Annotated in this window: 17 protein-coding genes; 8 read left to right on the top strand and 9 right to left on the bottom strand. The window is 57.3% G+C overall.

Going from position 1 to position 23,564, the window contains the following annotated elements; translation table 11 throughout:
- Positions 1-59 precede the first annotated feature (59 nt).
- From AACY18_RS03085 to AACY18_RS03070, 4 genes are all read right to left on the bottom strand, one after another.
- Positions 60-1,445, bottom strand: a complete 1,386-nt coding sequence (locus tag AACY18_RS03085) for a sensor histidine kinase (protein ID WP_339464194.1) — start codon at positions 1,443-1,445, stop codon at positions 60-62.
- Positions 1,423-2,103 carry a response regulator transcription factor gene (locus AACY18_RS03080; protein WP_339464193.1) on the bottom strand — a complete coding sequence of 227 codons (681 nt, stop codon included), beginning with the start codon at positions 2,101-2,103 and terminating at the stop codon, positions 1,423-1,425. The genes AACY18_RS03085 and AACY18_RS03080 overlap by 23 nt, the downstream gene beginning before the upstream one ends.
- Positions 2,104-2,472: 369 nt before the next feature.
- Complete coding sequence (locus AACY18_RS03075) at positions 2,473-4,878, bottom strand: glucose/quinate/shikimate family membrane-bound PQQ-dependent dehydrogenase (protein ID WP_339464192.1); 2,406 nt, start codon at positions 4,876-4,878, stop codon at positions 2,473-2,475.
- A gap of 142 nt (positions 4,879-5,020) precedes the next feature.
- Positions 5,021-6,823: a sensor domain-containing phosphodiesterase gene (locus tag AACY18_RS03070; RefSeq protein ID WP_339464191.1), complete on the bottom strand. Its 1,803-nt coding sequence runs from the start codon at positions 6,821-6,823 to the stop codon at positions 5,021-5,023.
- A 212-nt stretch (positions 6,824-7,035) separates the two neighbouring features.
- On the opposite strand from AACY18_RS03070, the gene AACY18_RS03065 reads away from it, so the two are divergent.
- The 7 genes from AACY18_RS03065 to AACY18_RS03035 all read left to right on the top strand — a co-directional run bounded on the left by AACY18_RS03065 (position 7,036) and on the right by AACY18_RS03035 (position 13,030).
- Positions 7,036-7,644, top strand: a complete 609-nt coding sequence (locus tag AACY18_RS03065; protein ID WP_339464190.1) for a dTMP kinase — start codon at positions 7,036-7,038, stop codon at positions 7,642-7,644.
- A gap of 198 nt (positions 7,645-7,842) precedes the next feature.
- Positions 7,843-8,874 carry a phosphate ABC transporter substrate-binding protein PstS gene (gene pstS / locus AACY18_RS03060; RefSeq protein ID WP_339464189.1) on the top strand — a complete coding sequence of 344 codons (1,032 nt, stop codon included), beginning with the start codon at positions 7,843-7,845 and terminating at the stop codon, positions 8,872-8,874.
- Positions 8,875-8,949: 75 nt separating this feature from the next.
- The gene (gene pstC, locus AACY18_RS03055) at positions 8,950-9,915 is read left to right on the top strand and encodes a phosphate ABC transporter permease subunit PstC (RefSeq protein WP_339464188.1); all 966 of its coding nucleotides are present in this window, start codon (positions 8,950-8,952) and stop codon (positions 9,913-9,915) included.
- Positions 9,915-10,808 carry a phosphate ABC transporter permease PstA gene (pstA, locus tag AACY18_RS03050; protein ID WP_339464187.1) on the top strand — a complete coding sequence of 298 codons (894 nt, stop codon included), beginning with the start codon at positions 9,915-9,917 and terminating at the stop codon, positions 10,806-10,808. Before pstC ends, pstA begins: the two co-directional genes overlap by 1 nt.
- Positions 10,809-10,884: 76 nt before the next feature.
- The gene (gene pstB / locus AACY18_RS03045) at positions 10,885-11,646 is read left to right on the top strand and encodes a phosphate ABC transporter ATP-binding protein PstB (RefSeq protein ID WP_017847588.1); all 762 of its coding nucleotides are present in this window, start codon (positions 10,885-10,887) and stop codon (positions 11,644-11,646) included.
- A 53-nt stretch (positions 11,647-11,699) separates the two neighbouring features.
- Complete coding sequence (locus AACY18_RS03040) at positions 11,700-12,398, top strand: hypothetical protein (RefSeq protein ID WP_339464186.1); 699 nt, start codon at positions 11,700-11,702, stop codon at positions 12,396-12,398.
- Between the two features lie 77 nt (positions 12,399-12,475).
- Positions 12,476-13,030, top strand: a complete 555-nt coding sequence (locus AACY18_RS03035) for a hypothetical protein (RefSeq protein ID WP_339464185.1) — start codon at positions 12,476-12,478, stop codon at positions 13,028-13,030.
- A gap of 89 nt (positions 13,031-13,119) precedes the next feature.
- Here AACY18_RS03035 and AACY18_RS03030 read toward each other — a convergent pair whose 3' ends face one another.
- The 5 genes from AACY18_RS03030 to AACY18_RS03010 form a co-directional block, all read right to left on the bottom strand.
- Positions 13,120-14,355 carry a saccharopine dehydrogenase family protein gene (locus AACY18_RS03030; RefSeq protein WP_339464184.1) on the bottom strand — a complete coding sequence of 412 codons (1,236 nt, stop codon included), beginning with the start codon at positions 14,353-14,355 and terminating at the stop codon, positions 13,120-13,122.
- A gap of 28 nt (positions 14,356-14,383) precedes the next feature.
- A complete protein-coding gene (locus tag AACY18_RS03025; protein ID WP_339464183.1) occupies positions 14,384-15,481 on the bottom strand; it encodes a carboxynorspermidine decarboxylase in 1,098 nt (365 codons plus the stop codon).
- A gap of 373 nt (positions 15,482-15,854) precedes the next feature.
- The gene (locus tag AACY18_RS03020; RefSeq protein ID WP_339464182.1) at positions 15,855-17,960 is read right to left on the bottom strand and encodes a TonB-dependent receptor; all 2,106 of its coding nucleotides are present in this window, start codon (positions 17,958-17,960) and stop codon (positions 15,855-15,857) included.
- A 14-nt stretch (positions 17,961-17,974) separates the two neighbouring features.
- Positions 17,975-19,183, bottom strand: a complete 1,209-nt coding sequence (locus tag AACY18_RS03015; RefSeq protein ID WP_339464181.1) for an MFS transporter — start codon at positions 19,181-19,183, stop codon at positions 17,975-17,977.
- Complete coding sequence (locus AACY18_RS03010; RefSeq protein ID WP_339464180.1) at positions 19,173-21,098, bottom strand: IucA/IucC family protein; 1,926 nt, start codon at positions 21,096-21,098, stop codon at positions 19,173-19,175. The genes AACY18_RS03015 and AACY18_RS03010 overlap by 11 nt, the downstream gene beginning before the upstream one ends.
- 743 nt (positions 21,099-21,841) lie before the next feature.
- Between AACY18_RS03010 and AACY18_RS03005 the strand changes: the two genes are divergently transcribed.
- Positions 21,842-23,509 carry a hypothetical protein gene (locus tag AACY18_RS03005; protein ID WP_339464178.1) on the top strand — a complete coding sequence of 556 codons (1,668 nt, stop codon included), beginning with the start codon at positions 21,842-21,844 and terminating at the stop codon, positions 23,507-23,509.
- The last annotated feature ends 55 nt before the right edge of the window (positions 23,510-23,564 follow it).

Genomic DNA, 23,564 nt, shown 5'->3' with positions numbered 1-23,564 from the left:
GCGCTCAAATTAAGCCGGGTTAAGTTTAATTTAATGTTCCGGTACGAATAGCCCGACATTCAGGCAGGGGCCATCGGGCAATGAATCAGCACGCGGGTGCCACGTCCCGTCGCGGCAGGCTGAATATCCAGCGAATAGCCGTGCAATTTGACGATGGCCGCGACCAACGATAAGCCCAGGCCATGTCCGGGCTGCATTCTGCTTGCCTCCCCTCGATAGAGCCTGCGAATGACGTGCGAGCGGTCCGCCTCGGGTATCCCGGCCCCATCGTCGGCGACTTCAATGACAACCGTTGAATCCTCGATGCTGCCGCGCAACGTGATATGCCCGCCCTGCGGCGTAAACTTGATGGCGTTATCCAGCAAGTTGACCAGCGCCTCAAACAGCAGCGATGAGTCCCCAACCAATTTGGGCAAGTCACTGGTGATCTGCAGGGACAGTGTCTGCGAACGGTCCAGCGCCATAGGCTCATAAAACTCATGTGCCTGTTGCAACAGCGCCATGATCGGAAACGGCGCAAATGCCGAGCGTCGGCGGATATCGTCGAGTTCGGCGACCCGAAGCAAGCCCTGAAAGCGCACCATGATCGATTCACTTTCTTCAAGGGCCTGGTTCAATGTCTGCTGGTGATCAAGGTCGAGTGGCAGTTGCTGGAGCTGATAAAGCCTGGCGCGCAGACGTGTCAGTGGTGTGCGCAAATCATGGGCAACCCCGTCGCAGACACTTTTGACTTCGTGCATCAATTGCTCGATATGGTCGAGCATTGTATTGACGGCATTGGCCAGCATGTCCAGTTCATCACGGCGAGCGGAGAGGGGGAGGCGCTCAGCCAGGTTGCCTGAGACGATACTTTCCGTACACAACTGAAGACGTTTGACACGCCGCAACGGCCGGCGCCGCAATAGGCGCCAGCCGATTAATCCGGGAATCAGCGTCAACGAAAAACCCCACATCAAGGCCTGTTCGATAATCCCGCCCACGGCAGAAATCGAACCACCGTCACGCGCCAGGATAAGCATGTGCCCGTCGGGGCGTCGTGCTAACAAGGCATAACTGCTGCGGGTTTCTTTATTGGGTAGCGCAATGCTCAGCCCACGTTCCAGATAATGAACCTTGCCATCATCGGGCAGGCTGGAGCGCAGTTTGAGCAGGTCTCCGGCAACGTGCTGCCCCTCGGCGGTGAACAACCCGTAGGCATCGATTCCGGGGGTTGAAAAGGCTTCACTGGCCGCCAGTTCATTCACCAGTTTTTCGTCATCGATCTTTTGATAGTAGTGGGCGCGCTGCAGTAGTGTTCGCTCTGCAACGGTTCCCAGGTAGTGGGAGATTTCCCAGTACAACACGCCGGTAAAGAGCGCACCCCAGGCCACGAAAAACAGGGCATAGAACCCGATCAAACGACTACCTGAGGAGCGCCATTGCTCAGTTTTTGGCAGCAAGGACATAACCCGCACCGCGTATCGTATGAATGACGGGCGTCCCTTCATCGCCTTCAAGCTTTTTGCGCAGCCGACCAATGTGGACATCGATAATGTTGGTGCCCGGGTCGAATCGATACCCCCAGACCTCTTCGAACAGCATCGTGCGGGTGACCAACTGGCCGGCGCTGCGCATCAGGTAGTTGAGCAGTTTGAACTCGGTGGGCAGCAGCACGATGGGTTCGCCATTTCGAGTCAGCTTGTGCTCGACCAGGTCCAGTCGCAGGTTTGCGCAACTGAGTTGCGGATGGCTGGCGTCGGCATGGGTGCGCCGAAGCAATGCGTCAAGTCGCGCAACCATCTCGGTAGCGGAAAAGGGTTTGGTCAGATAATCGTCGCCGCCCGCTCGCAGACCCTGAACGCGCTCATCGACGTCGGACAGTGCACTGATCATCAGCACCGGCGTCTGAATCCCAAGGCTGCGCAATGTGCTGACAATCGTCAGTCCATCGAAGTCGGGAAGCATGCGATCCAGGGTAATGGCGTCAAAACCACCGGCAATCGCAGAGGCCAGTCCGTCCCGTCCGGTAGCGGCCCATTTTGAACTGAACCCGTGACGTTCGAGTTCAGCGATGATGACTTGTGCCGTCACCTTGTCGTCCTCTATGACCAACGCGCAACTCATGTTTTCCTCCATTGGAATCTGTTTTCGGCCATTGCGACGTAATGTCGACGCCCAGTACAGGCATACCCTGGTGATCTGCGATCAAGCCGAACATCAAAATTATTTAACCCACCTTAACGCCGTCGTCTGCCGTGCGGGTGCCCATTTAAGTTCAAGTGCACGGCCTGTGTCAGCTTTGCGGGGGAGGGTAGGCGAATTGGCCAGACGAATGTGGCCTTTGATCAGATCGCAACAAGTGAAACGAGCAGCCCGCAATCGCTGGATTTTCCTGCTGTAGACCGGATCAATATACAAATGCAGCGCGGTGCCCTTGGGCACCGCGCATGACAGTCAGCCCGGCTCTGCAAGAGCGCGGGTGAGTGCAGTGCCTTACGGCAACGCGTAAGCCATTACGTAGTCGCCACGATCGGTCGACTGACGAGCGCCACCTGCGGTGATGACGATGTACTGTTTGCCGGTTTTTGGCGACACATAAGTCATCGGGCCGCCCTGGCTGCCGACCGGCAGGCGGGATTTCCAGATTTCCTCACCGTTGCCGCTGTTGAAGGCACGCAGGTAGAAGTCCTGAGTGCCGGCAATAAAGATCAAGCCTCCTTGAGTCGACAGGGTGCCGCCGAGCGTCGGCAGACCGACCTTGATTGGCAAGTGCATGCGAATACCCAAAGGTCCGGTGTCTTCAACGGTACCCACGGGTACTTGCCAGGCGATTTTTTGGGTCTTCATGTCGATGGCTGTCAGCGTGCCGAACGGCGGCGCCTGGCAAGGAATGCCGGCGACCGACAGGAAGCGGTTCTTGTTCACCGCGTAAGGCGTGCCCTTGAGCGGTACGGCGCCCATGCCAGTGTTCAGCGCTTCGCCACCGGAAGTGGCCTGCCCCTTGTTCTGCGAAGGGATCATCTGAATCCACAGACCCAGGCGCATATCGTTCACAAAGATGAAACCATGCACCGGGTCAGTGGAGATGCTGCCCCAGTTCATGCCACCCAGCGAGCCCGGGAAGCTCAGGGATTTGTCGGTGCCTGGCGCGGTGTACAAACCGTCGTAACGCATCGATTTGAAATCGATACGACACAACAGTTGGTCGTAAGGCGTGGCCCCCCACATGTCCGACTCGGTCAGGTGCTGGGCACCAATCTGCGGCATGCCGACCGATTTTGGCTGGGTAGGCGAGTAAGGCTCGTTAGGGATGTTCGCTGCCTTGACCGGCACTTCCTCAACGTTGGTCAGCGGCTTGCCAGTGGCACGATCCAGCACGTAGATCTGCCCGGCCTTGGTACCGATGACCAGCGCCGGTACGGTTTTGCCGTCCTTGGTGAAGTCGATCAGGCTCGGCTGCATCGGCAAATCGAAATCCCAGAGGTCGTTGTGGACCGTCTGGAAGACCCACTTTTCCTCGCCATTGTTGGCGTCCAGGGCCAGGATCGAAGCACCGTAGGTGTGATCCAGCTTGCTGCGCTCGACACCATAGATGTCGGTGGAGGAACTGCCCATGGGCAGGAAGACCGTGTTGGTGGCCGCGTCGTAAGACATTGGCGCCCAGCTGTTCGGCGTGCTGCGTACATAGGTGTTGCCGTCTGCCGGCGCCTTTTTATCCTGCGGGTTGCCCGGGTCGAAAGCCCAACGCATGGCGCCGGTGATCACATCAAAACCACGGATCACACCGCCCGGCATGTCGGCTTGCACGTTGTCAGCCACGCGACCGCCAACCACCACGGTAGTGCCTGCCATTAACGGTGCGGAGGACAACTGATAGTAGCTGTCCGGGACATCGCCCAGACCGGCCTTGAGATCCACTTGACCATTGTTGCCAAAACCCTGGCAGAACTCGCCGGTGTCGGCATCCACAGCGATCAGGCGAGCGTCGATGGTGTTGGTCAGCAAACGGCGCTGGCAGTTGGCAACTGGCGCTGGCTGGCCTACGGCAACGGGTGAACTACCCGACTCGGCAACTGCTGCAGTCGCGTCGAAATAGGCCATGCCACGGCAACGTTGCCAGACTTTTGACTGGGCGTTGATGGCGTTTTTCCAGAGTTCCTTGCCGGTGTCGGCATCCAGCGCAATCAGATTGTTGTGCGGGGTGCAGATAAACACCTTGTTGCCGATTTGCAGTGGAGTGAGCTGGTCTTCGGCGCCGTTACCGTCGCTCTCGGCGACGTCTGCGGTGTGATAGGTCCACGCCACTTGCAACTTGTCGACGTTGTGGCGGTTGATCTGATCCAGTGCAGCAAAGCGGCTGCCGCCCTCGGTATTGCCGTAGTGAGCCCAGTCTTTCTGGGCTTTTTGCGGATCTACCGGCGTGAGGCCCGGGCCGGTGCCCGTAGCTGCAACCGTCGGGTGCGCGACGAACATGTTGCCGGCGGCCAGGGCCAGACCGACCGCCAGTACCCCGGCAACGGCATAAGCACCGCGCCCCGGAGCGCCGCCGTTGGCACGTTTCAATAATGGATAGACCAGCGTGACGACCAGTCCCACTGCGCTGAACATGAACAGGCGCGAGAACACTGGCCAGAACACCAGGCCGGCATCGTTTACTGCCCAGATCGCTGTCCCCACCAGAAACGCTGCGAACAACCAGGCACCGGCCGGTTTGAAGCGAGCAATCAGCAGACCGGAGGCCGCCATCACCAGCCCACCCACCAGGAAGTACAAGGAACCTCCCAGACTGACCAATTTCACGCCGCCAACAGCGAGTGCCAGACCGAGGAGGGCAATGATCACGCCCAGCCCGACCAGAATGAATGTTGATACGCCCGAGAGGCGTTGACTCTGCTTCACGTTGAATGTCCCGTCGAAATGAGGCGGGCAGTATATAGATAGGTAACTATCTGGTTAAAACATAATTTCGAAGTGAAGCGCCATACGCAGAGCAATCAACCGCTCTAGGGAAGGGGGGACGTGCGTGCCCTCAGGACGCCAATCACCGTTCGTCGATTGCCGGACGGGTACCTGCTCCATAGCCTCCTTGTCCTATCCAGGCTTCCAAAGCCTTCGCACTCATAGGTTTGGCTATGAAGTAGCCTTGTGCATCCGAGCATCCCCACTGCATTAAAAGATCGAGGATTTCTCCGTTTTCTACACCTTCCGCAACCACCCGGTAGCCAAGTCCCTTCGCCAACCCTATGAGGGTTTTGACGAGTTTCTTATCATTTTGATTGCTGCCCAGCCCGCTGATCAGCGATTGATCAAGTTTGATGGTGTTGGCTGGAAGTTCCTTCAAGTACGCCCAGTTACTGTATCCGGAGCCAAAGTCGTCAACGGCCACTTCTACGCCAAATTGACGAACACGCTCCAGTTGCCGTATGACTTCTTCAGGGTTTGTCATCAGCATACTTTCGGTGAACTCAAGTTCAATGCTGGCAGGGGCCAAATCGTGCTGTTGAACTTCATGAATCATCGCGTCCACGAACTCTGCGCTTTCCAGATCGCTGACGGTTATATTCATCGCTATCCGCAGGCTCAAACCTTGTGCTTTCCAAACAACGGCTTGTTGCACAATCGCGTTGAGCACCCATATTCCTATGGAGGGTATTAGTGCGGTCTTCTCAGCCAAAGGTATGAATTCAGCAGGGCTGATGTTCCCGAGCGTCGGATGAGTCCAACGGAGCAATGCTTCGACTGAATCACAGTTTCCTGACGATAGATTTATTTTGGGCTGATACACGAGGCTGAACTGTTTGTCCGCGTTGACCGCTTCAGGTAACGAACTGAGTAACCTGAAGGCGCGTTGTTGCGCTGCATCAAATTGCGGCTCATAAAGAGACCATCCCAACTGGCGGTCACGGGCTTCATCTGCAGCGCTGACGACCAGACGCAGCCAGTCCTGCTGGGGATCTTCCGATTCTAGAACAGGCAGCACACCTATCCCCACCTGCATCAAAATGGGGATAGCGTGGCATTCAACCGGTTTTTTGAAGTTATGCAGGATGCTTTCGCAAATAGGCTCAGCCGTTTGATCACCCTTGAGAATGAAGCCAAAGCGCGTCGGGCTGATTTTATAAAGCAAGCAGTCTTGAGGTAACAGTTTCTGTAGTCGGGACTTGATAGCCAGGATCAGGTCTCCTGAAAAACTATAACCCAGTGCTTTCACTATATCGTTGAGGAACTTTGGCGAAATGACGTCAATCGCATAGATCTGGCAGGCGTCTTTGATCTTTATCGCTTGACGTATATCTTCCTCAAACCTCACTCGATTGAACAGGCCGGTGGGTTGATCCACGAAGTTGCGAGATCGCACACCACGTATGCGCATCATGACCAATTCAGCGAAGGCATTGAGCATCGTCACGTCACGATCACTCATGGGAGAGCGTGCAACGGTATCAATGATGCAAAGACTTCCCAGTGTAAAACCATCCTCCGTAATGAGTGGCGCACCCGCGTAATAACGAATATGCGGATGCCCCGTGACCAACGGATTGTTCTTGAAACGGGTATCAAGTGTTGCGTCCAACACCTCCAGCCGGGTGTTGTCCAGCGTAGAGTAGGCGCAAAAGGAAGCCTCTCTGGGTGTCTGAGTCTCTTCAAGCCCCACGCGTGCCTTGAACCACTGCTGGTGTTTATCGACGATTGAAATCAGTGCTATTGGTGCGTTGTAGTACGCAGAGGTCATCGCGACGATCTTGTCGAAGACATCGTCGTCTTCGCAGTCGGTTGGACACAGTTTTTCGACCTCTTTTAGCCGTTCAATTTCATTCGGCGGAATGGGAGCGCCTTCGCCCATGATATCCCTCGCAGTGGCTGAGTTCTTTCGACAAAGTATCAGGCATGGCCATCATTATGATGTTATTTCTCCAATTCACCAGCCCTCCCCAACAGGATAGAGTGTCCGCCAATGTCTGCTCATAAGACCCCTCGCTCGATTCGTGCCGTCGCGCCAAGCGGTTTCCGCGAACGGTCGGGCAAAAAAACCGTACATCAATCGTTATGTGAAGAATGAATCGTCCGCTGTTTGTTTCTCTGGACGGGCCCAAGGGGACCGGCAAAACCACGCTGTTGGAAGCCGTTACAAAAGCACTGAGGGCTGACAATAAAAAGGTGATCCGGCTCTGCGAGAAAAAAAGCGATCCCTACAGGGGTGAAACAATGGCTCTCGTTAACCAGTTCGTCCGGCATCCCTCCCGGGATCTGGAATTGAGGGTCTGTGAGCGCTTTGCCGATAGCCGTCACTGGATTTCCCGAAACGTGCTGGATAAACACCCCCCGGACAGCATCATCCTGATCGATCGCTGGTACCCGTCTGAGGCCGCGTTTCGGCGGATAGTCCCGTTTGCAGAGATTCTACAGTTGAACATTGATCGAGCCGTGCGAGTGCCAGACGTGCATGTCGGGGTTGTCACCGCCCCTGAGATTTCATGGGCGAGGGCTGCGACACGACGGCGTGGACTGAGCAGTACGGTGATCCATACGCTGGAAGAACAGATCGCTTGTACCAAGGCATTCGAGCAAGCGATTGCAGAAAACGGCTGGGTGCTATGCCGTAACGAAGGAACGATCGAAGACGCAACGATGCAGGTGGTTTCTGAGATTTACAGAGTTCTTTGATGATTTTTGGATATTCCAAAAGAAAACGGACGACGTTGCCGGGGCATCCGACAGCTCGATCTGGCGAATATGCTCGCTTAAGCAGGTGGCCGTTTTCATAGACCACTTCAAGTCGAGACGAGATCCTGCAATCCAACGTTCATCAAAGCTTCACGAAAATGCTGCAGTGTTCGGGAACCCTTATAAGGAGTTTCCTCGATGATACGTTTGATGAAGTCTGCTGCGCTTGCCGTTACCGCATCTCTTTTGGCGACCTCAATGTCCTTCGCAGCGGAAAGCGTCCGACTCACGGGCTCGGGAGCCAGCTTCCCGGCACCGATCTACCTCACCTGGTTCAAGGATTTCAGCAAAAAAACCGAAGGTGTCACTGTGGATTACCAATCCAAGGGCAGCGGGGCGGGTGTGCAGGACTTCCTGAATAAAACCGTTGATTTCGCCGCCAGTGACTCGGCGATGAAAGACGAAGACATCGCCAAGGTCGCCGAAGGTGCGCAGTTGCTGCCGATGACCGCGGGTGAAATCGTGTTGGCATTTAACCTGCCGGGCAACCCTAAAGAGCTCAAATTGCCACGCGACGTTTACTCCAACATTTTCCTGGGCAAAATCACCCAGTGGAACGACCCGCAGATCGTCGCAGCAAACCCGGGCGTGAAACTGCCTGATATGCCGATCACCGTTGTCGTGCGTGCAGACTCCAGCGGTACCACAGCGGTATTCACCAAGCACTTGTCGGCGATCAACCCGCAGTTTCACAAGGACTTGGGTGAAGGCAACACCGTCAACTGGCCGGCCAGTGACAAATTCATCAAATCGCCGAAGAACGATGGTGTGACGGCTACCGTGCGCCAGACTCCGGGCGCTATCGGCTACATCGAGTACGGTTTCGCCAAGCTGGCCAAGGTCAACTTTGCCCAACTGCAGAACAAGGCCGGCAATTACGTTGTACCTAACGCTCAAAGCGGTGCCGAGGCCCTGGCAGCGGTGAAAATGCCCGAAAGCCTGGTGGCCTGGCTGCCGGATCCGGACGGCGCCAAGTCGTACCCGATCACCTCCTACACCTGGATGATCTTCCGCAAGCACAACGAGAGCCCGGCCAAAGCCAAGGCCATGCGTGAAATGGTCGAATACAGCCTGACCGAAGGGCAGAAAATCGCCGACTCGATGGGCTACATCCCCTTGCCGCCATCGATCGTCGATCAGGTTCGCAAAGCCTCCGCCAATATTCAGTAACGCTCGCGAGGCCTCTCTCGGTATGCGCGGTGAGCCATGCCGGGGGAGTTCCCCCCTCTGATCCGGAACTCGCCAATGAACACACCTTTTGTCGTACCGGTTAACCCGGCTTCCGCCTGCCAGCCGCCCTCTGCAAAGGACTTCCTGGTTGATCGCATCTTCCGTGCGCTAGCGCGAATAGGGGTGGTTCTGATTCTGGCGTTGGTCTTTGCGCTCATATTTGAAGTGGGACGCAAGGCCATTCCTGGCATGGAAAAGCACGGTCTGGATGTGCTTTTGGGATCCGTCTGGGACGTTAACCAAGGTAAATACGGCATTCTGCCGGCCATTTGGGGCACGCTGTACAGCGCCCTGATCGCGTTGCTGATCGCAGGGTTTTTCGGCGTGAGCATGGCGATTTTCCTGACCCAGGATTTCCTGCCGGCGAAGCTGGCAGCCGTGTTTCGCACCATCGTCGAATTACTGGCAGCCATCCCCAGCGTCGTTTATGGCCTCTGGGGCATTTACGTGGTAATCCCGGCGATTCGTCCGCTCACGGCGTGGCTGAACAGCGAGCTGGGCTGGATACCTTTTTTTGGAACGTCCTTGAGCGGGCCTGGACTGCTTCCTGCGGCGCTGGTACTGGCCATCATGATTCTGCCGACCATAGCCGCCGTTTCGCAGGACGCCCTCACCGGTGTCCCGATGAAAACCAAGCAGGCCGCCTACGGCATGGGGACCACCCATTGGGAAGCGATTCTCAAGGTGATGGTGCCCTCCGCGGCCACTGGTATTTTCGGCTCGCTGGTTCTCGGCCTGGGCCGCGCACTGGGTGAGACCATGGCGCTGGCCATGCTGGTGGGCAACGCTAACAACATTTCGCTTTCTCTGTTTGCACCAGCCAATACGCTGGCGGCCTTGCTGGCGCTGAATTTCCCCGAAGCCGGGCCGAACGAGATCGAAGTGTTGATGTACGCCGCACTGGTGCTGATGTTCATCACGCTACTGGTGAACATTATCGGATCGATGATCATGGTCTACGCCCAGCGGGGTACCAAATAATGACTGATCTCACATCTCCTATCACCGCGATGCCGAGCCTGCAGCGCCGGTTCGAAGGCCGTGCCCTGCGCAGCCTGGTGCTGACGACACTGGTCTGGGCTGGCGCTCTACTGGCCAGCGTGCCGCTGATTTCCGTGCTCTACATGCTGATCACGCGGGGAGGGGCACGCCTGAGCCTGGAGGTTTTCACCGAACTGCCGCCAACCGGGTTCGAGACCGGCGGAGGCTTCGGCAACGCGATGGCAGGCACCTTCGTCATGGTCGGTATCGCCGCGGCAATCGCGGTTCCGGTCGGCATCATGGCGGCTATCTTTCTGGCTGAACTGGGGCCGGACAGCAAGCTGGCAAACGCCTCGCGCTTTGCCGCCAAGATGCTCACGGGCCTGCCATCGATTCTGGCCGGGGTGTTTGCCTACGCGCTGGTGGTGATGACCACCGGTACTTACTCGGCACCGGCGGGCGGCGTGGCGCTGGCGGTACTGATGTTGCCCATCGTCGTACTCACGGCTGAAGAGTCGATGAAGATGGTGCCCAAGATCATGAAGGATGCCGCCTACGGCATGGGCTGCACCCGCTCGCAGGTCATCTGGAAAATCGTATTGCCTACCGGTATGCCGGCGATCCTGACGGGCGTCATGCTGGCCGTGGCTCGTGCGGCGGGCGAAACCGCGCCGTTGTTGTTTACCGCGTTGTTCAGCAACTACTGGATCTTCCACGATGGCAGCCTGGCGGTCATGAACCCGACAGCATCGCTCGCCGTGCTGATTTACAACTTCTCCGGCATGCCATTCGACAATCAACTCGAACTCGCCTGGGCAGCTTCGCTGGTGCTGGTGATGATCGTGCTGGTCGTGAACATTCTGAGCCGCATTTTCGGCAAGCCCAAGTATTGAAAACGGGAGCATCTGAATTTTGAACGTATCAACTGCGCCAATAGCCGCTCCTTTTGTCACCCAGACGCCTGTGGTCATGGACTGCAAGCTCGACAAGATTTTCTACGGCAACTTCATGGCGGTACGTGACAGCCATGTCCCCATCGAAAAAAACAAAATCACCGGCTTCATCGGTCCGTCTGGTTGCGGCAAAAGCACGGTGCTGCGCAGCCTCAACCGGATGAACGATCTGGTCAAAGGCTTTAGGTTTGAAGGGCACGTGCATTTCCTTGGGCAAGACGTTTATGGCAAGGGCGTTGATCCGGTGGTCGTGCGGCGTTACATCGGGATGGTGTTTCAACAACCGAATCCGTTCTCGATGAGCATTTTCGACAACGTTGCGTTTGGCCTGCGCCTCAACCGCTACAAGGGCGACCTGGGTGACCGCGTCAAGCACGCCTTGCAGGGCGCGGCGTTGTGGGATGAAGTCAAGGACAAGCTCAAGGTCAGCGGCCTGTCACTCTCCGGAGGCCAGCAGCAACGGCTTTGCATCGCTCGCGCCATCGCGACCGAACCGGAAGTCCTGTTGCTGGACGAGCCCTGTTCAGCACTTGACCCGATCGCTACCCGACGGGTCGAGGAGCTGATGGTTGAGTTGAAGAAGGATTACACCATCGCTCTGGTCACCCACAATATGCAGCAGGCCATCCGTGTTGCTGATACGACGGCCTTTTTCTCGGTTGATATTTCCCAGGGCACGCGCACCGGCTATCTGGTTGAGATGGGCCCAACGGCGCAGATTTTCGATAACCCGCGCGAACAAATGACAGGGGATTACATCAGCGGCAAGTTCAGCTAAACAACCAACGTCCGGTTGTTTACCTTCTTATCCACCGTTTCTCAGGATTGCCAATGTCTGTAACGCGTCGTCTGGATTTGTCTGCCATTGAACGCGCCCTGCGAGAGGTGCAGGGTCGCTTCTGCGAGCTCAGCAGGCACTTTACCGAGCAGCGCGATCCCTTGACTGACGAAGTGCTGCACAATGTGCTTGAAGGTTATGCGTTGATTGACAGCTATGTCGCCAGCGGCGTCGACCTGTTCGACCTTCAGCAACTGAACCTGATGCTGGAGATCAATGCCACCGTGCTCTGTGGCACAGACCCGGTGCGTCGGCAGGAGTATGCTCAACATCTGGCCGCCACCGAGGAACACTTCTTCAACAACGTTGAGGGAGGAATAAAGGACCTGTTCAATTGGTACTGCGCGTATCGCAGCGAATCAGTCTGGAAGCGTGCGGCCGGTGTCTATGTGCGAATCCTCAGCAAGCCGCAGTTGTTTATTGAAGGCAATAACCGCACGGGGTCGCTCCTGGTGAGCTATTTGCTCATGCGCGCCGGTTTGCCTCCGTTCGTGCTGACGCTGGAAAACGCCGAGGGCTACTTCAACCCATCCTCGGTCATACGCAACTCTGCAAAGCATGGAGTCAAGGCGTTGTACGAATTGCCCAAGATCAAAAAAAAATATGCAGCCTTCCTGGAAAATCAGGCGCCTGAATCGATGAGTTTTTTTCTCAACGACAGGGCCTTGCACGTCTTCCAGGGGGGAAATTGATGAACTGGTATCCAATACCCGCCAAGTATCGAGCCTCCGGTAGCCGAGTATGGCAAGCGTTGCGGTGTGCTATCGCGATGCACGTATCCAGACGTCAGCGCATCCGGGTTTCGTTCGATATCGATGACACGCTGGCCTGCCAACTCCACCACTGCGCAGTCGAGCAGAGCTGGTTGCCGGCCTGTGTTCATCGTTGGCTGGGAGAACCGTTGCGCATCGGAACCCGCGCTCTGACCCGAGAGTTGCGTCGCCAAGGCTGCAGTATCTGGGTCTATACGTCGTCCGGCCGGACACCGTCCTACATCAGGCGTTGGTTGTTGCTATATGGCATCCGTGTCGACGGGGTGGTCAACAGTGTGTTGCATAACCGTGCGCTGATGAACAACGGGCTGTCAAAAGGCCCGTCGAAATTTCCGCCGGCCTTCGATATCGACTTGCATGTCGATGACTCCGAGGGCGTGCGCACGGAAGGGCATGATCATGGCTTTCGCGTGGTTGTCGTGCATCCGGAGGATGAGCGCTGGGCGCAGAGAGTTCTGGATGCCGTCGCCCAAGTCCAGGCGCAGCTCGCTTGGCAGCAGCTCAGGAGCAACACCGCAGCGCCACAACGCTCAGAAGCCGTACCCTCCTGATTTTTAATACATACAAAAACGCCGCTCAGTGAGCGGCGTTTTTGGAGCAGGCAATGAAGCTCAGCTATATGTTGTGAGCCTCAGTCGCTTCAGATCCAGGGACGGTCTCCGTTCTCGTCCTTGATGCGGGTCGGCAGGCCCATCACATCCAGCGCCTTGAGGAACGGCTCGGCCGGCAGTTCCTCGACGTTGGCCATTCGCTGCACATCCCACTCGCCACGGGCGACCAGCAACGCTGCGGCTACCGGTGGTACGCCAGCGGTATAGGAAATGCCCTGGCTATCGGTTTCGGCGTAGGCTTCCTCGTGGTCGGCCACGTTGTAGATAAAAACCTCGCGCGGTTGACCATCCTTGGTGCCCTTGACCAGATCGCCGATGCAGGTCTTGCCGGTGTAGCCGGGCGCCAGCGAGCTCGGATCAGGCAGCACGGCCTTCACCACTTTGAGCGGCACAACTTCCAGGCCTTCGGCGGTCATGACCGGTTGCTCGGAGAGCAGGCCGAGGTTTTTCAGTACCGTAAACACATTGATGTAGTGTTCGCCGAAGCTCATCCAGAAACGCACATTGGGCACGTCGAGATTCTTGGACAACGAGTGCACTTCATCGTGGCCGGTCAGATACAGATTCTGCGAGCCGACTACCGGCAGGTCGTCGGTACGCTTGACTTCGAACATGGTGTTGCTGGTCCACTGGCTGTTCTGCCAGCTCCACACCTGTCCGGTGAACTCACGGAAGTTGATCTCCGGGTCGAAATTGGTGGCGAAATATTTGCCATGGGAGCCAGCGTTGACGTCGAGAATGTCGATCGAATCAATGCTGTCGAAATACTGTTGTTGCGCCAGCGCTGCATAAGCGTTGACGACACCTGGGTCGAAGCCCACGCCGAGGATGGCTGTGATGTTCTTCTGTTTGCACTCATCCAGGTGGTTCCACTCGTAGTTGCCGTACCACGGCGGGGTCTCGCAGACCTTGCCCGGCTCTTCGTGAATGGCGGTGTCCAGGTAGGCCACTCCGGTATCGATGCAGGCACGCAGCACCGACATGTTAAGGAACGCGGAACCGACGTTGATCACGATCTGTGATTCGGTTTTCAGGATCAGCGCCTTGGTTGCTTCAACATCCAGTGCATTGAGCGAAAAGGCGCAGATGTCGGCGGGTACCTTGAGGCTACCCTTGGCCTTGACGCTGTCGATGATGGCCTGGCACTTGGAGATGTTGCGCGACGCGATAGCAATACGACCGAGTTCGTCGTTGTGCTGCGCGCACTTGTGGGCCACCACCTTAGCGACACCTCCTGCACCAATGATAAGAACGTTCTTTTTCAATTGCTTTCTCTCTCCTGTATCTGTCCGTTTACGAAAGGCTGGACAGGTAGTCTTCATAACCAAATTCGCGAACCACTTCGACTGTACCGTCGAGTTGTTTCACAACGATGGATGGCATTTTCAGGCCGTTGAACCAGTTTTTCTTGACCATGGTGTAGCCCGCGGTATCGACGAATGAAAGCCGGTCACCGATGGCCAGCGGACGATCAAATTGATACTCACCGAAGATGTCCCCGGCCAGGCACGACTTACCGCACACCATGTAGGTGTGATCACCCTCGCTCGGCGCCAGTTTAGCGTTGAGGCGATAAATCAGCAGGTCAAGCAAATGGGCTTCGATGGAGCTGTCCACTATCGCCAGATGCTTGCCGTTGTAGAGGGTGTCGAGCACCGTGACTTCCAGCGAGGCGCTGTTGGTGATCGCCGCTTCGCCAGGTTCCAGGTAGACCTGAACGCCGTACTTTTGCGAAAACGCCTTGAGCCGTGCGCAAAACGCATCCAGCGCATAGCCTTCGCCGGTGAAGTGAATACCACCGCCCAAGCTGACCCAACTGACCTTGTGCAGCAGCTCACCGAAGCGTTCTTCGATGGTGCAGAGCATTTGGTCGAACAGGCTGAAGTCGCCGTTCTCACAGTTGTTGTGGAACATGAAGCCGGAGATCTGGTCGATGACGCCTTCGATCTTAACCGGGTCCCACTCGCCCAGACGACTGAACGGACGCGCCGGGTCGGCCAGCAGATAATCAGAGCTGCTGACCTGCGGGTTGACGCGCAGGCCACGGGTTTTGCCTTCAGAGCGCTCGGCAAAGCGTTGCAACTGGCCGATGGAGTTGAAGATGATCTTGTCGCAATTGTCGAGCATCTCCTCGATCTCGTCGTCGGCCCAGGCCACGCTGTAGGCATGGGTTTCGCCTTCGAACTTCTGGCGACCTAGCTTGAGTTCGTAAAGCGACGACGATGTGGTGCCGTCCATGTATTGCTGCATCAAATCGAACACCGACCATGTAGCGAAGCACTTGAGCGCCAGCAGGGCCTTTGCCCCGGACTGTTCGCGCACATAGGCGATCTTCTGCATGTTCGTCAGCAGTTTCTGTTTGTCGATGAGGTAGTACGGCGTTTTGATCATTTCGAGGCCTCCGGCACGGCCAGCCAAAAAAAGGATGCGCATTGTGCCCGGACTGACGGCATATCGAAAGAGCAGAAGCTAGCGAGTCGGATGGGGCAGGGCGCGCAGTGAGGCCTGGGTGCTAGTGTTTGGGCGACTCATTAGCTGAGCCGAAGATGGAAGATCAGGTCGTCAAACCATGTGTCGTGTGTAACGCCAGCATCCAATGCTTCTTGCACGATCGATTAGGGACAGACTTTTTTACGCGGAGCGTCGGCAAAGAGCAACGCAGTCTGACCGAAAGAAAGCCCGGATATGTTCGGTCAGTGCGAGCGCTTGTGAACTGTCATCGTTTAAAAAACGATGACAGTTCACAAGTTATATACCCCTTGAGTTACCAGTCGACCGAGTAGCTGACGCTCAGCGTACGCCCTTCGGCATTGGCAAAAGGCGCACGGGCGTTGGCCTGGGCGAAGAGGTTTTGGTAGGTGCGGTTGGTGAGGTTGTAGACCCCGCCTTCAAGTCGGCCGACCGGCAGCTCCACCGAACCGAGCATGTCCACCAGGGTATAGCCCTGGATTTCGCGGCCGTTGTTGTCTTTGGCAGCCTCATCGTAGCTGGACAGATGCATACCCTGCAGACGCAGGCTGTAGTCGTCCTCGGTGAAACCGACGAACAACGTAGTTTTGGCCGGTGAAATGCGGGTGGCCGGCAGGTCGATCCATTTGCCGTTCTGTTGGGTTTCACCTTTGGCCCATGCGTAAGTGCCGCCCACCGACCAGTGCTCGGTCGGGCGATACGTCAGGCTGTTCTCGATGCCGCGCACGCGTTCCTTCTGGTTGATCAGGCGTAACACACGATCGTTGGCGTCAAAGAACTGGGTGACGTCCGAGGTGTTCTCATACAGGGTGACGTCGGCTTGCCATTTGTCCCAATTGCCGCGCCAGCCCAACTCGTAGCTGTCGACCTTGATCGCTTGGGCGTTGAGGGTCTGAATATCGAAGCGACTGTTGACGTCCCGCAGGAAGCGTTGGATGTCGGGCAGCGAGAAGCCCTGACTGTAATTGGCGAAGATGTCCTGGTTTGCGCTCAGGTGATAGACCGCACCCAGGTTGTAGAGGGTCGCATCATATTTGAGAGTGTCGCCGGGCAAGGTCGCGCGTTTGCCGGTCTGGACGATTTCACCGTAGGCGATGCTGTCGGAGACTTCGCTTTCGATCCACTCGCGCCGTATGCCACCGCGCAGGGTCCAGTCGCCGATGTCCCAGGACATTTGCCCGAACAGCGCTTTGGTGGTGGTTTCGGTGTCCGGGCCCAGTTCATAGGTGGTGCCGGTCTTGGTGTAGTTCAGACCGTTGACCCGGTACTGGTCGCCGCGCTGACGAGAGCGTTCGTGGTCGTAGTCGGCGCCCCATACCAGATTGCCGGTAGCATCGCCGATCGACGGCAGCGGGGTGTCGATGGCCGCACGCAGGCCATATACGTCTTGCACGCTGTTGTTGTCCGAAACGCCGGCCTTGCCCCGTGACAGGTCGGGGAAGAACAGTGCATCGGCACGACGCCAGTAGCTTTCGACTTGCAGACCCTGGCCGTAGAAATCCTTGTCGGCGTAGTTGAGATTGACTGCCTGGTTATGGGTGTAGGGCTGGTCGTCGAGTTTCAAACCCTGGACCGCGACGGCCTCACCATTGCGCGAGGCTTTGGTGTACCCGGTGTCCTGCTGGTCCTTGTAGTCTTGTAGCGACAGGTTGAGCTTCTTGTCGGCATCCAGTTCATACCCGAATCGACCTTGCAGGTCATAGGTTTCGGTGTCCATGTTGCTGCCTTGGGACGTGTCCTGAGGAATGCGGTTGCCGTTGCCGTCGAACTGGTCGTTGCGTTGCGTCATGTCTGCCGAAACATACCAGTCAAGTGCGTCCTGACGGCCTGTCGCACTCTGGAACGCCTCGTAGACGAAGCCTTTACGGTTGAGGTTGTTACCGCTGCTCATTCCCAGTTTGCTGCTGAACGCGACGTCCTGGCCCTGGTTGCGCTTGGTGATGATGTTGATGATGCCGCCCGAAGCGCCGGCACCGTAGATGCTGCTTGCGCCGGACACCACTTCGATGCGCTCGATGCTGGCGGGCGAGATGCTGTTCAACTGGCGGAAGTTGTCTCGGGTAGCGTTTTGCGACACTCCGTCCACCAATACCAGAATGTTGCGCCCGCGCAGGGTCTGGCCGAAGTTGCTCATACCGCCAGTGGGCGGTGCTATCCCCGGCACCAGTTGGCCAAGGATGTCGGACACTCGACGACCGGCGCCGCTTTGTTCACGGATCTGTTGCTCGTCGATAACTTGTACCGAGCCGGGAATCGAGGCAATGCTCGCTTCGCTGCGGGTGGCCGAAACGACGGTAGCTTGCATGTTCAGGGTACCTGGCTTCTCGGATTCCACAGCCCAGGTCTGGGCACTGAAGGAGCTGAGCAGCGCAATCAACAGGGATAGCTTGGTTCGGGTCATGATGTAGTCTTTTTTTAGTTGTGATGAGTGTTGGTAGAGAAAGCGGTGGGCTGCATCGCAGTTGAAGCTCGTACCGCGCGGATACCCAAAGCAGCCAAGGCGTAGGTCAGGGCCACCAGCCAGAAGCTATGGTCCAGCCCGACCAGCCCCATGCCGATGCCGCCCAGGACGGCACCCAGCAGAGCGCCGGCTTTCGCCGCGCTGTTGCCCAGGCCGAGGGCAAAACCCTGCCTGGTGGGGCAAACGGTATTGGCGATCAGGGCATAGGCCACTGGCAGCAAGGCACCTTGCCAAAGGCCCCACAGCAGTCGGGTGGCGAGAAAGCCGATCCATTCGTTAGCCAGTGCGGTCGCGGCGAGGGTCAATGCACACAACCAAGCGACGCCTTCGATGACGCGCAGGGTATAGGCCGGTTGCCAGCGATCGAACAGCCGCCCCCACAGCGGCGCGGAAATGGCCAGGGTTGCGGCGCTGGCGGCGTAGGTAGCGCCAATCAGCCAGCCGGGCGCTTGCAGTACATTGGCGACGTACAGCGCATAGAAGGGTTGAGGCATCATCTTGGCGGCCTGGATCAGCACGATCACCAGCAAAATTCCGCCCATCCAGCCTTTCGGCAAGGCCGCGCGGGCAGACGTTTTTTTCTGTGCTGGCCGCGCCGTATCGGCCGGCAGAAAGAGACTACCCAACGCACACAGCAGGCAAATCAGCGTGGCGCCATAGCAGAGCAGGGCAAACCCTGAGACGTCCATCAACCAACCGCCCAGCACCGGCCCCACCAACGAGCCGACCGCGGTTGCCGATTGCAATCGCGCCAGGGTTCGTCCGCGATCCGAGCTGTCGCAACAGGCGAGGGCGTACGCCTGAGCGGCGGCTAGAAAGCCGGCCAGTGCGCCTTGCATCACCCGGATCGCGACCAACAACCAGGGATCGAGCGTAATGGCCGCCAGCCCCTGGCACAGCGCCAATGCCAGCAATGCCCGAACGATCATCGGCTTGTGCCCGGTGCGGTCACCCAGACGGCCCCACAACGGCGTCAAGAGCATGGCCGCAAGCATTGGGCCGGCATAGACCATGGCGGATAGCAGTGCAGTGTAACGGGCCTGTTCGGGCCCGAGCAGATGCTGAATTTGCAAGGGCCAGAACGGGCCGCTCATCTCCATGGCACCCATGGAAATCAACTGGATCAGCACCAACAGCCTTAAAGCGCTGCCGTTAGCCGCCATGGGCGCTGACTTTCAGTGGATTGCTGAGACGGCCGACAATGTCGGCGTGGCTGTCGAGCAAGCGCATGCGCATAAATGACTTGGCCGGCCAGTCCTGCACAAGCAGGGCTTGACGTTCGGTTTCCCAGCGTTGCGGTTCGACGCGCTCGCGCAATGCGTCAAAGCAATCACTGACCTGCGCCGCCAATTCATCCCACAGGAGGTTTTCCGGCACGCTCCAATGACGGGCGCAGAGCAGGGCCAGTTCACCCAAATGGCACATGAATGTGGTGTGCAGGAGTTTGTCCCGGACAAAACCTGATTCGTCGTAGAGCGTCATCTTTGGGTCGTGCAGCTCAATATCGAGGCCATGGGCATGCAGGGTCTTGCGATCAATTCGAATGTCACCGAAGTCGCGCAGCAGCAGGCGACTCAATTGCCCGTCGGCGCCCATCACCATAAAGCTGTTTTGCTGGTGGGCTTCGAAGGCCACGCCATACATCAGATAGATGCCGAGCAGACTCGGTACGGCGATCGACAGGTAGTTGCGAAAGAATGCCTGCATGGCTTCGCTGTCATCACGCCCTTGGGCCAGGCGCACCCACTGACGAAGTAATGGCTGCTGATGCTCATCCATCGCGAACAGGCTGCCGACCGGAACAGCCATTTCACCGGTTTGCAACAGGCTCAGCGGGTTGTCCCGGTAAAGCACGGCGGCATGCCGTGAGCGTTCATCATCGGCCGGTTGCGGCGCGTAATGCACGCCGATACGTTCCGGCACGATGTTCAGCAAGCGCTGGATCTGCGGCTCCTGGTCGAGAATTTTCAGCAACAAATGACTGATACGCGGTCCCATCCGCGCCGAGCGCGGCGAGACGGTGCGCTGCACGCTGGTCAGACGCAACGCCACCGGGAGTTTGACCATCGGCGCGGTGCAGCTGGCACCCGGTACAACAGTGCGAAACGACATGGTGGGATGTGCGGTGAACGCGACGATATCGGTCAGGATCAGCAGGTTGTCGGCGATCTCATTGGCAAATGAGCGTGGTAACTCTTCATGGGCTTGCCAAGGGTGCGCGGGGAGTGGGAGGTAATCCGCTGCATCCAGTCCTCTGCTTTGCAAATGAGCGTGCAGGTGTTCGGCGGCCAGTGGGAAATTGCCTTGCCACCAGTCCCAATAATCCGGCGTACCTGTCAGTGATTCGACGTGGGCGTATTGACGGTGCAAAGCGCACAGCACAATCGGAAACTTCGCCTCGAATTCCGGCGAGAAGGCGATCACCTGAGAGGCACTGAGGCCGAGTTTGGTCTTGTAGTTCGGGTGCCAGGGATGGCCCAGCGTGCCCCATTGCTCCAACAGCGAGGTCGGGTTCTCCAACGCGCTGCTGTCTTTGAGCCAGGCCAACAAGTTGTCGTCGTAGTCCGGGGCGATCCGGCTCTTGAGCTGGAGAGTCCAGTCGTGATGGAAGGCCAGGCACAGCGTGTCATTGCTGAAGCTGTCATCGAGCTCCAAGGCCAGACGCTCCAGTACTTCCTGTGAAGCAGCAGGGTTGAGTTGGGTGCTGAGCTGGGCCAGCAATTCAGAGGGCAGCAGGATTTTTTGCGGCAGGCTTGCGGGGCTGTGCAGCGTAATGCTGCCACGCACGTCCCAACTGTTCATTCGCCCGGCAGACAAGTGTTCGAAACAAAGACGGGCACCATTCTCAAGCGGTAACCAACAGTGGTTGTGTTCGTCGTATTCACAGTCGTCGGGCTTGATCAGATCTTCGCGAAACAGCGCCTGGATCAGACGTTGGAAGCTACGCTGCGACGCGGGCTCCAGTGCATTGGTCAAATGATCGAGCGTGATGCGATGGGCTCTAAAGGCGGGGGTATCGAGCGCCTCACTCCAGCGCGAGAGCAATAGCTGTTGTTTTTCCGGATTACTGTGCGTCAAGCCCGACTCCTTATGGACATGATTCAGATACAAAGCGTGCGGATAATACGCTTCAAAAACACAAACGCCAATGATAACTGTTGTTATTAGCACTCCTGAATGCGCCGTTATTGCTTAGCGCGTAATGCTTATTGGCTGCGTGCTGAATTATCTCGGGCTGCCGGGTACAACGTCCGTCGCCATAGGCTGCCGCTGTAGTCGATCTGCGTAAGCAAGAAACCGTGCCGTTGGTAGCGTCGCTTCAAGAAGAGAATCAGCAACTGCGGCAGGTTGAAAAGGCGCCTCGGACCTGCGAGGTTTTGAGCATCAAGAATTCAAGCTTTCGAGGCGCCAGCGGCGAAAACGCAGTTTCTTGACAGAGCAACGTAATGGAAGGTGTAAGGATGAGAGGGTAAGGGGTTGATATCTTGAGAAACGGGGGTTTGTGCAAAACCGACCGGGGATAAGCGTCGGTGATCTTCTGAATTGAGAATTCACCAACGTTAGAACGGGGGTTATAGGTTATTTAGGTTCACTAGATATGAGAAGCTTTTGCATTAGTTTTGAGAGTTAGCTCCAAACGAGTCTTCAGAATCGAGGCGTAGCGCTGGCAATAGGTCGGATAGCTGATGCGCTACCGCGCCTCAGGATCATCCAAGCGTGTATAAATCGGCAGAGCAGTGCTGGCTTTTTGCTAGTGAGCGGTGCGGCTGTGCGCTAGAGTGGCGGTGCCGTTGTCACCTTCAAAAGGATGTGTTTGATTCATGCGCGCCGCTTCGTCCATCGCCAAAGACAATTTCAAACTCGTTGAATCGACCCTCAAGGATGCCACTGAAGAGATGGCATTAGCCGTGCGACAAGCACAGGACAGACGTGATCGATTGCCGCTGGTGCGATCCACGACTGAGGTCACCGCACTCGACAATTACCTGCGGCCAGCCACGCAAGCGATGCAGCGGGCCGAACAACACCTTCTGGCCATCGAGGCTGAAAGCCGTTGGGGCAAGCCCATCGCGAAGTTTCAGGCTAAGAGGGTGGTTGCTGCGGCTGCGCAGTTTCTGGCCGAGCAGCAAGGCATCGCCGCGAGTGTCAGCGAAACGGCGCTTCGCGCGCGACAGGTCGCTATGCACAATGACCACGTTGCCGAAGTGGCGCGGCAGCGCCAGCAACTCGGTCAGACGATTGATCAGGGTACACAGTGGCTGACGTCGAGCAGAAATCTACAAGCACAGTTGAGCCTGTTGAAACAGACGCTGTGGCGCCATGGCTGGGTTAGCGCTAACACCGCGGCGGTGCTTGAGCAAATGCATCATCAACTGGTGCAACACGACGTCTTTACGGCGTTCGAGGAAGGCAAAAAGCTGATTTTTCAGGTGATGCCTGCCCCGCAGACACTCGCAGAATGGGGGGGAGAAGCCCAAAGCTTTCTGAAGCAAGCGCGCAGCGAAGGCGCGGTAGGGTTCACGGCATTGGCCTCTTTCGGCGCCATCGTGAGCGATGCCACAGCGCTGGTACTGGCAGGTTGCACCTCGTCTGTTCGAAAAGCCGTGCTGCAAGACCAGGAACCGGTGGATCGCTGGTACCACCTAGCGGACCAATTAACCCGCCCTGAACAGGTCGTGCACTGGCTGCAATGGGCGGTGTACTGGGCCTGTTTTCAAACCGCTCAACGGTTTGCCAAGGACATGTCACTGGCCGAGGCGCACGAGGAGCATTCTACAGGCGCCTTTCTGCACAGCTTCCGCTCGGAAGTTGAGCGATGGGCGGGTCCGAAGATCGACGCCATGGGTTTTCCGCAGGTGACGTCTTTCATGGGAACGCTGGCGTTGGGTGGAACTGCGGCCGAAGCCCGCCTGGGGGCGGATTTCGGCATTATCGTGGAAATTAATGTCGGCGGGCTGGTAGTGCGTAAGGTCGCCTTGGTACAGGGCAAGGTCAGCAAAAACGGTATAGCGGACATTGGCAGCCCACCCAGCGGCCCGCTAAAGCTCACCCAGTTACAAAAACTGAATGACCCTCAGCGAGACTTTTATGTGTTTTACCACCGTGGATTGCGCCAAGCGAGTGTCCCCTGGCCGACGCTGAACCGTGTGAGCACATTGGTCTCGCCGGCCACTGATTTGAAAGCTGGGTCCATCAAGGTTCCGACCCGCGAACGCGGTTGGGACTGGCCCGCTTTCATTGCTTTTGGTTTGTGCAGCGATACCAGTGGTGTAGGGCGCCTGCTCAAAGACGATGAAGACGCTCTGGATGTTCTGAGCGGTGGCCATCGCCAGCTTCTCCCCAGTCGACTGATCGTGGTGGCAGCGGGGGGCGGGGACTACAGCCTGGATCTTCAGCAGCGAGTACATCAGCATTACGCCGATCTTGGTACCAACTATCAACGCGCCATGGAGATGGATGACGGGCCTGAAATGAGAGGGCCAAGCTGACAGTTTGGGCTCACACGGAGCATACCCGACTGATTTCAGACTCATTAAACCGCCG

Source organism: Pseudomonas sp. EA_65y_Pfl2_P74 (assembly GCF_963970575.1).
Taxonomy (GTDB): Bacteria; Pseudomonadota; Gammaproteobacteria; order Pseudomonadales; family Pseudomonadaceae; genus Aquipseudomonas; species Aquipseudomonas baetica_A.
The sequence above is the reverse complement of the archived record's forward strand: the minus strand, read 5'-3'. Positions and strand labels throughout refer to the sequence as shown.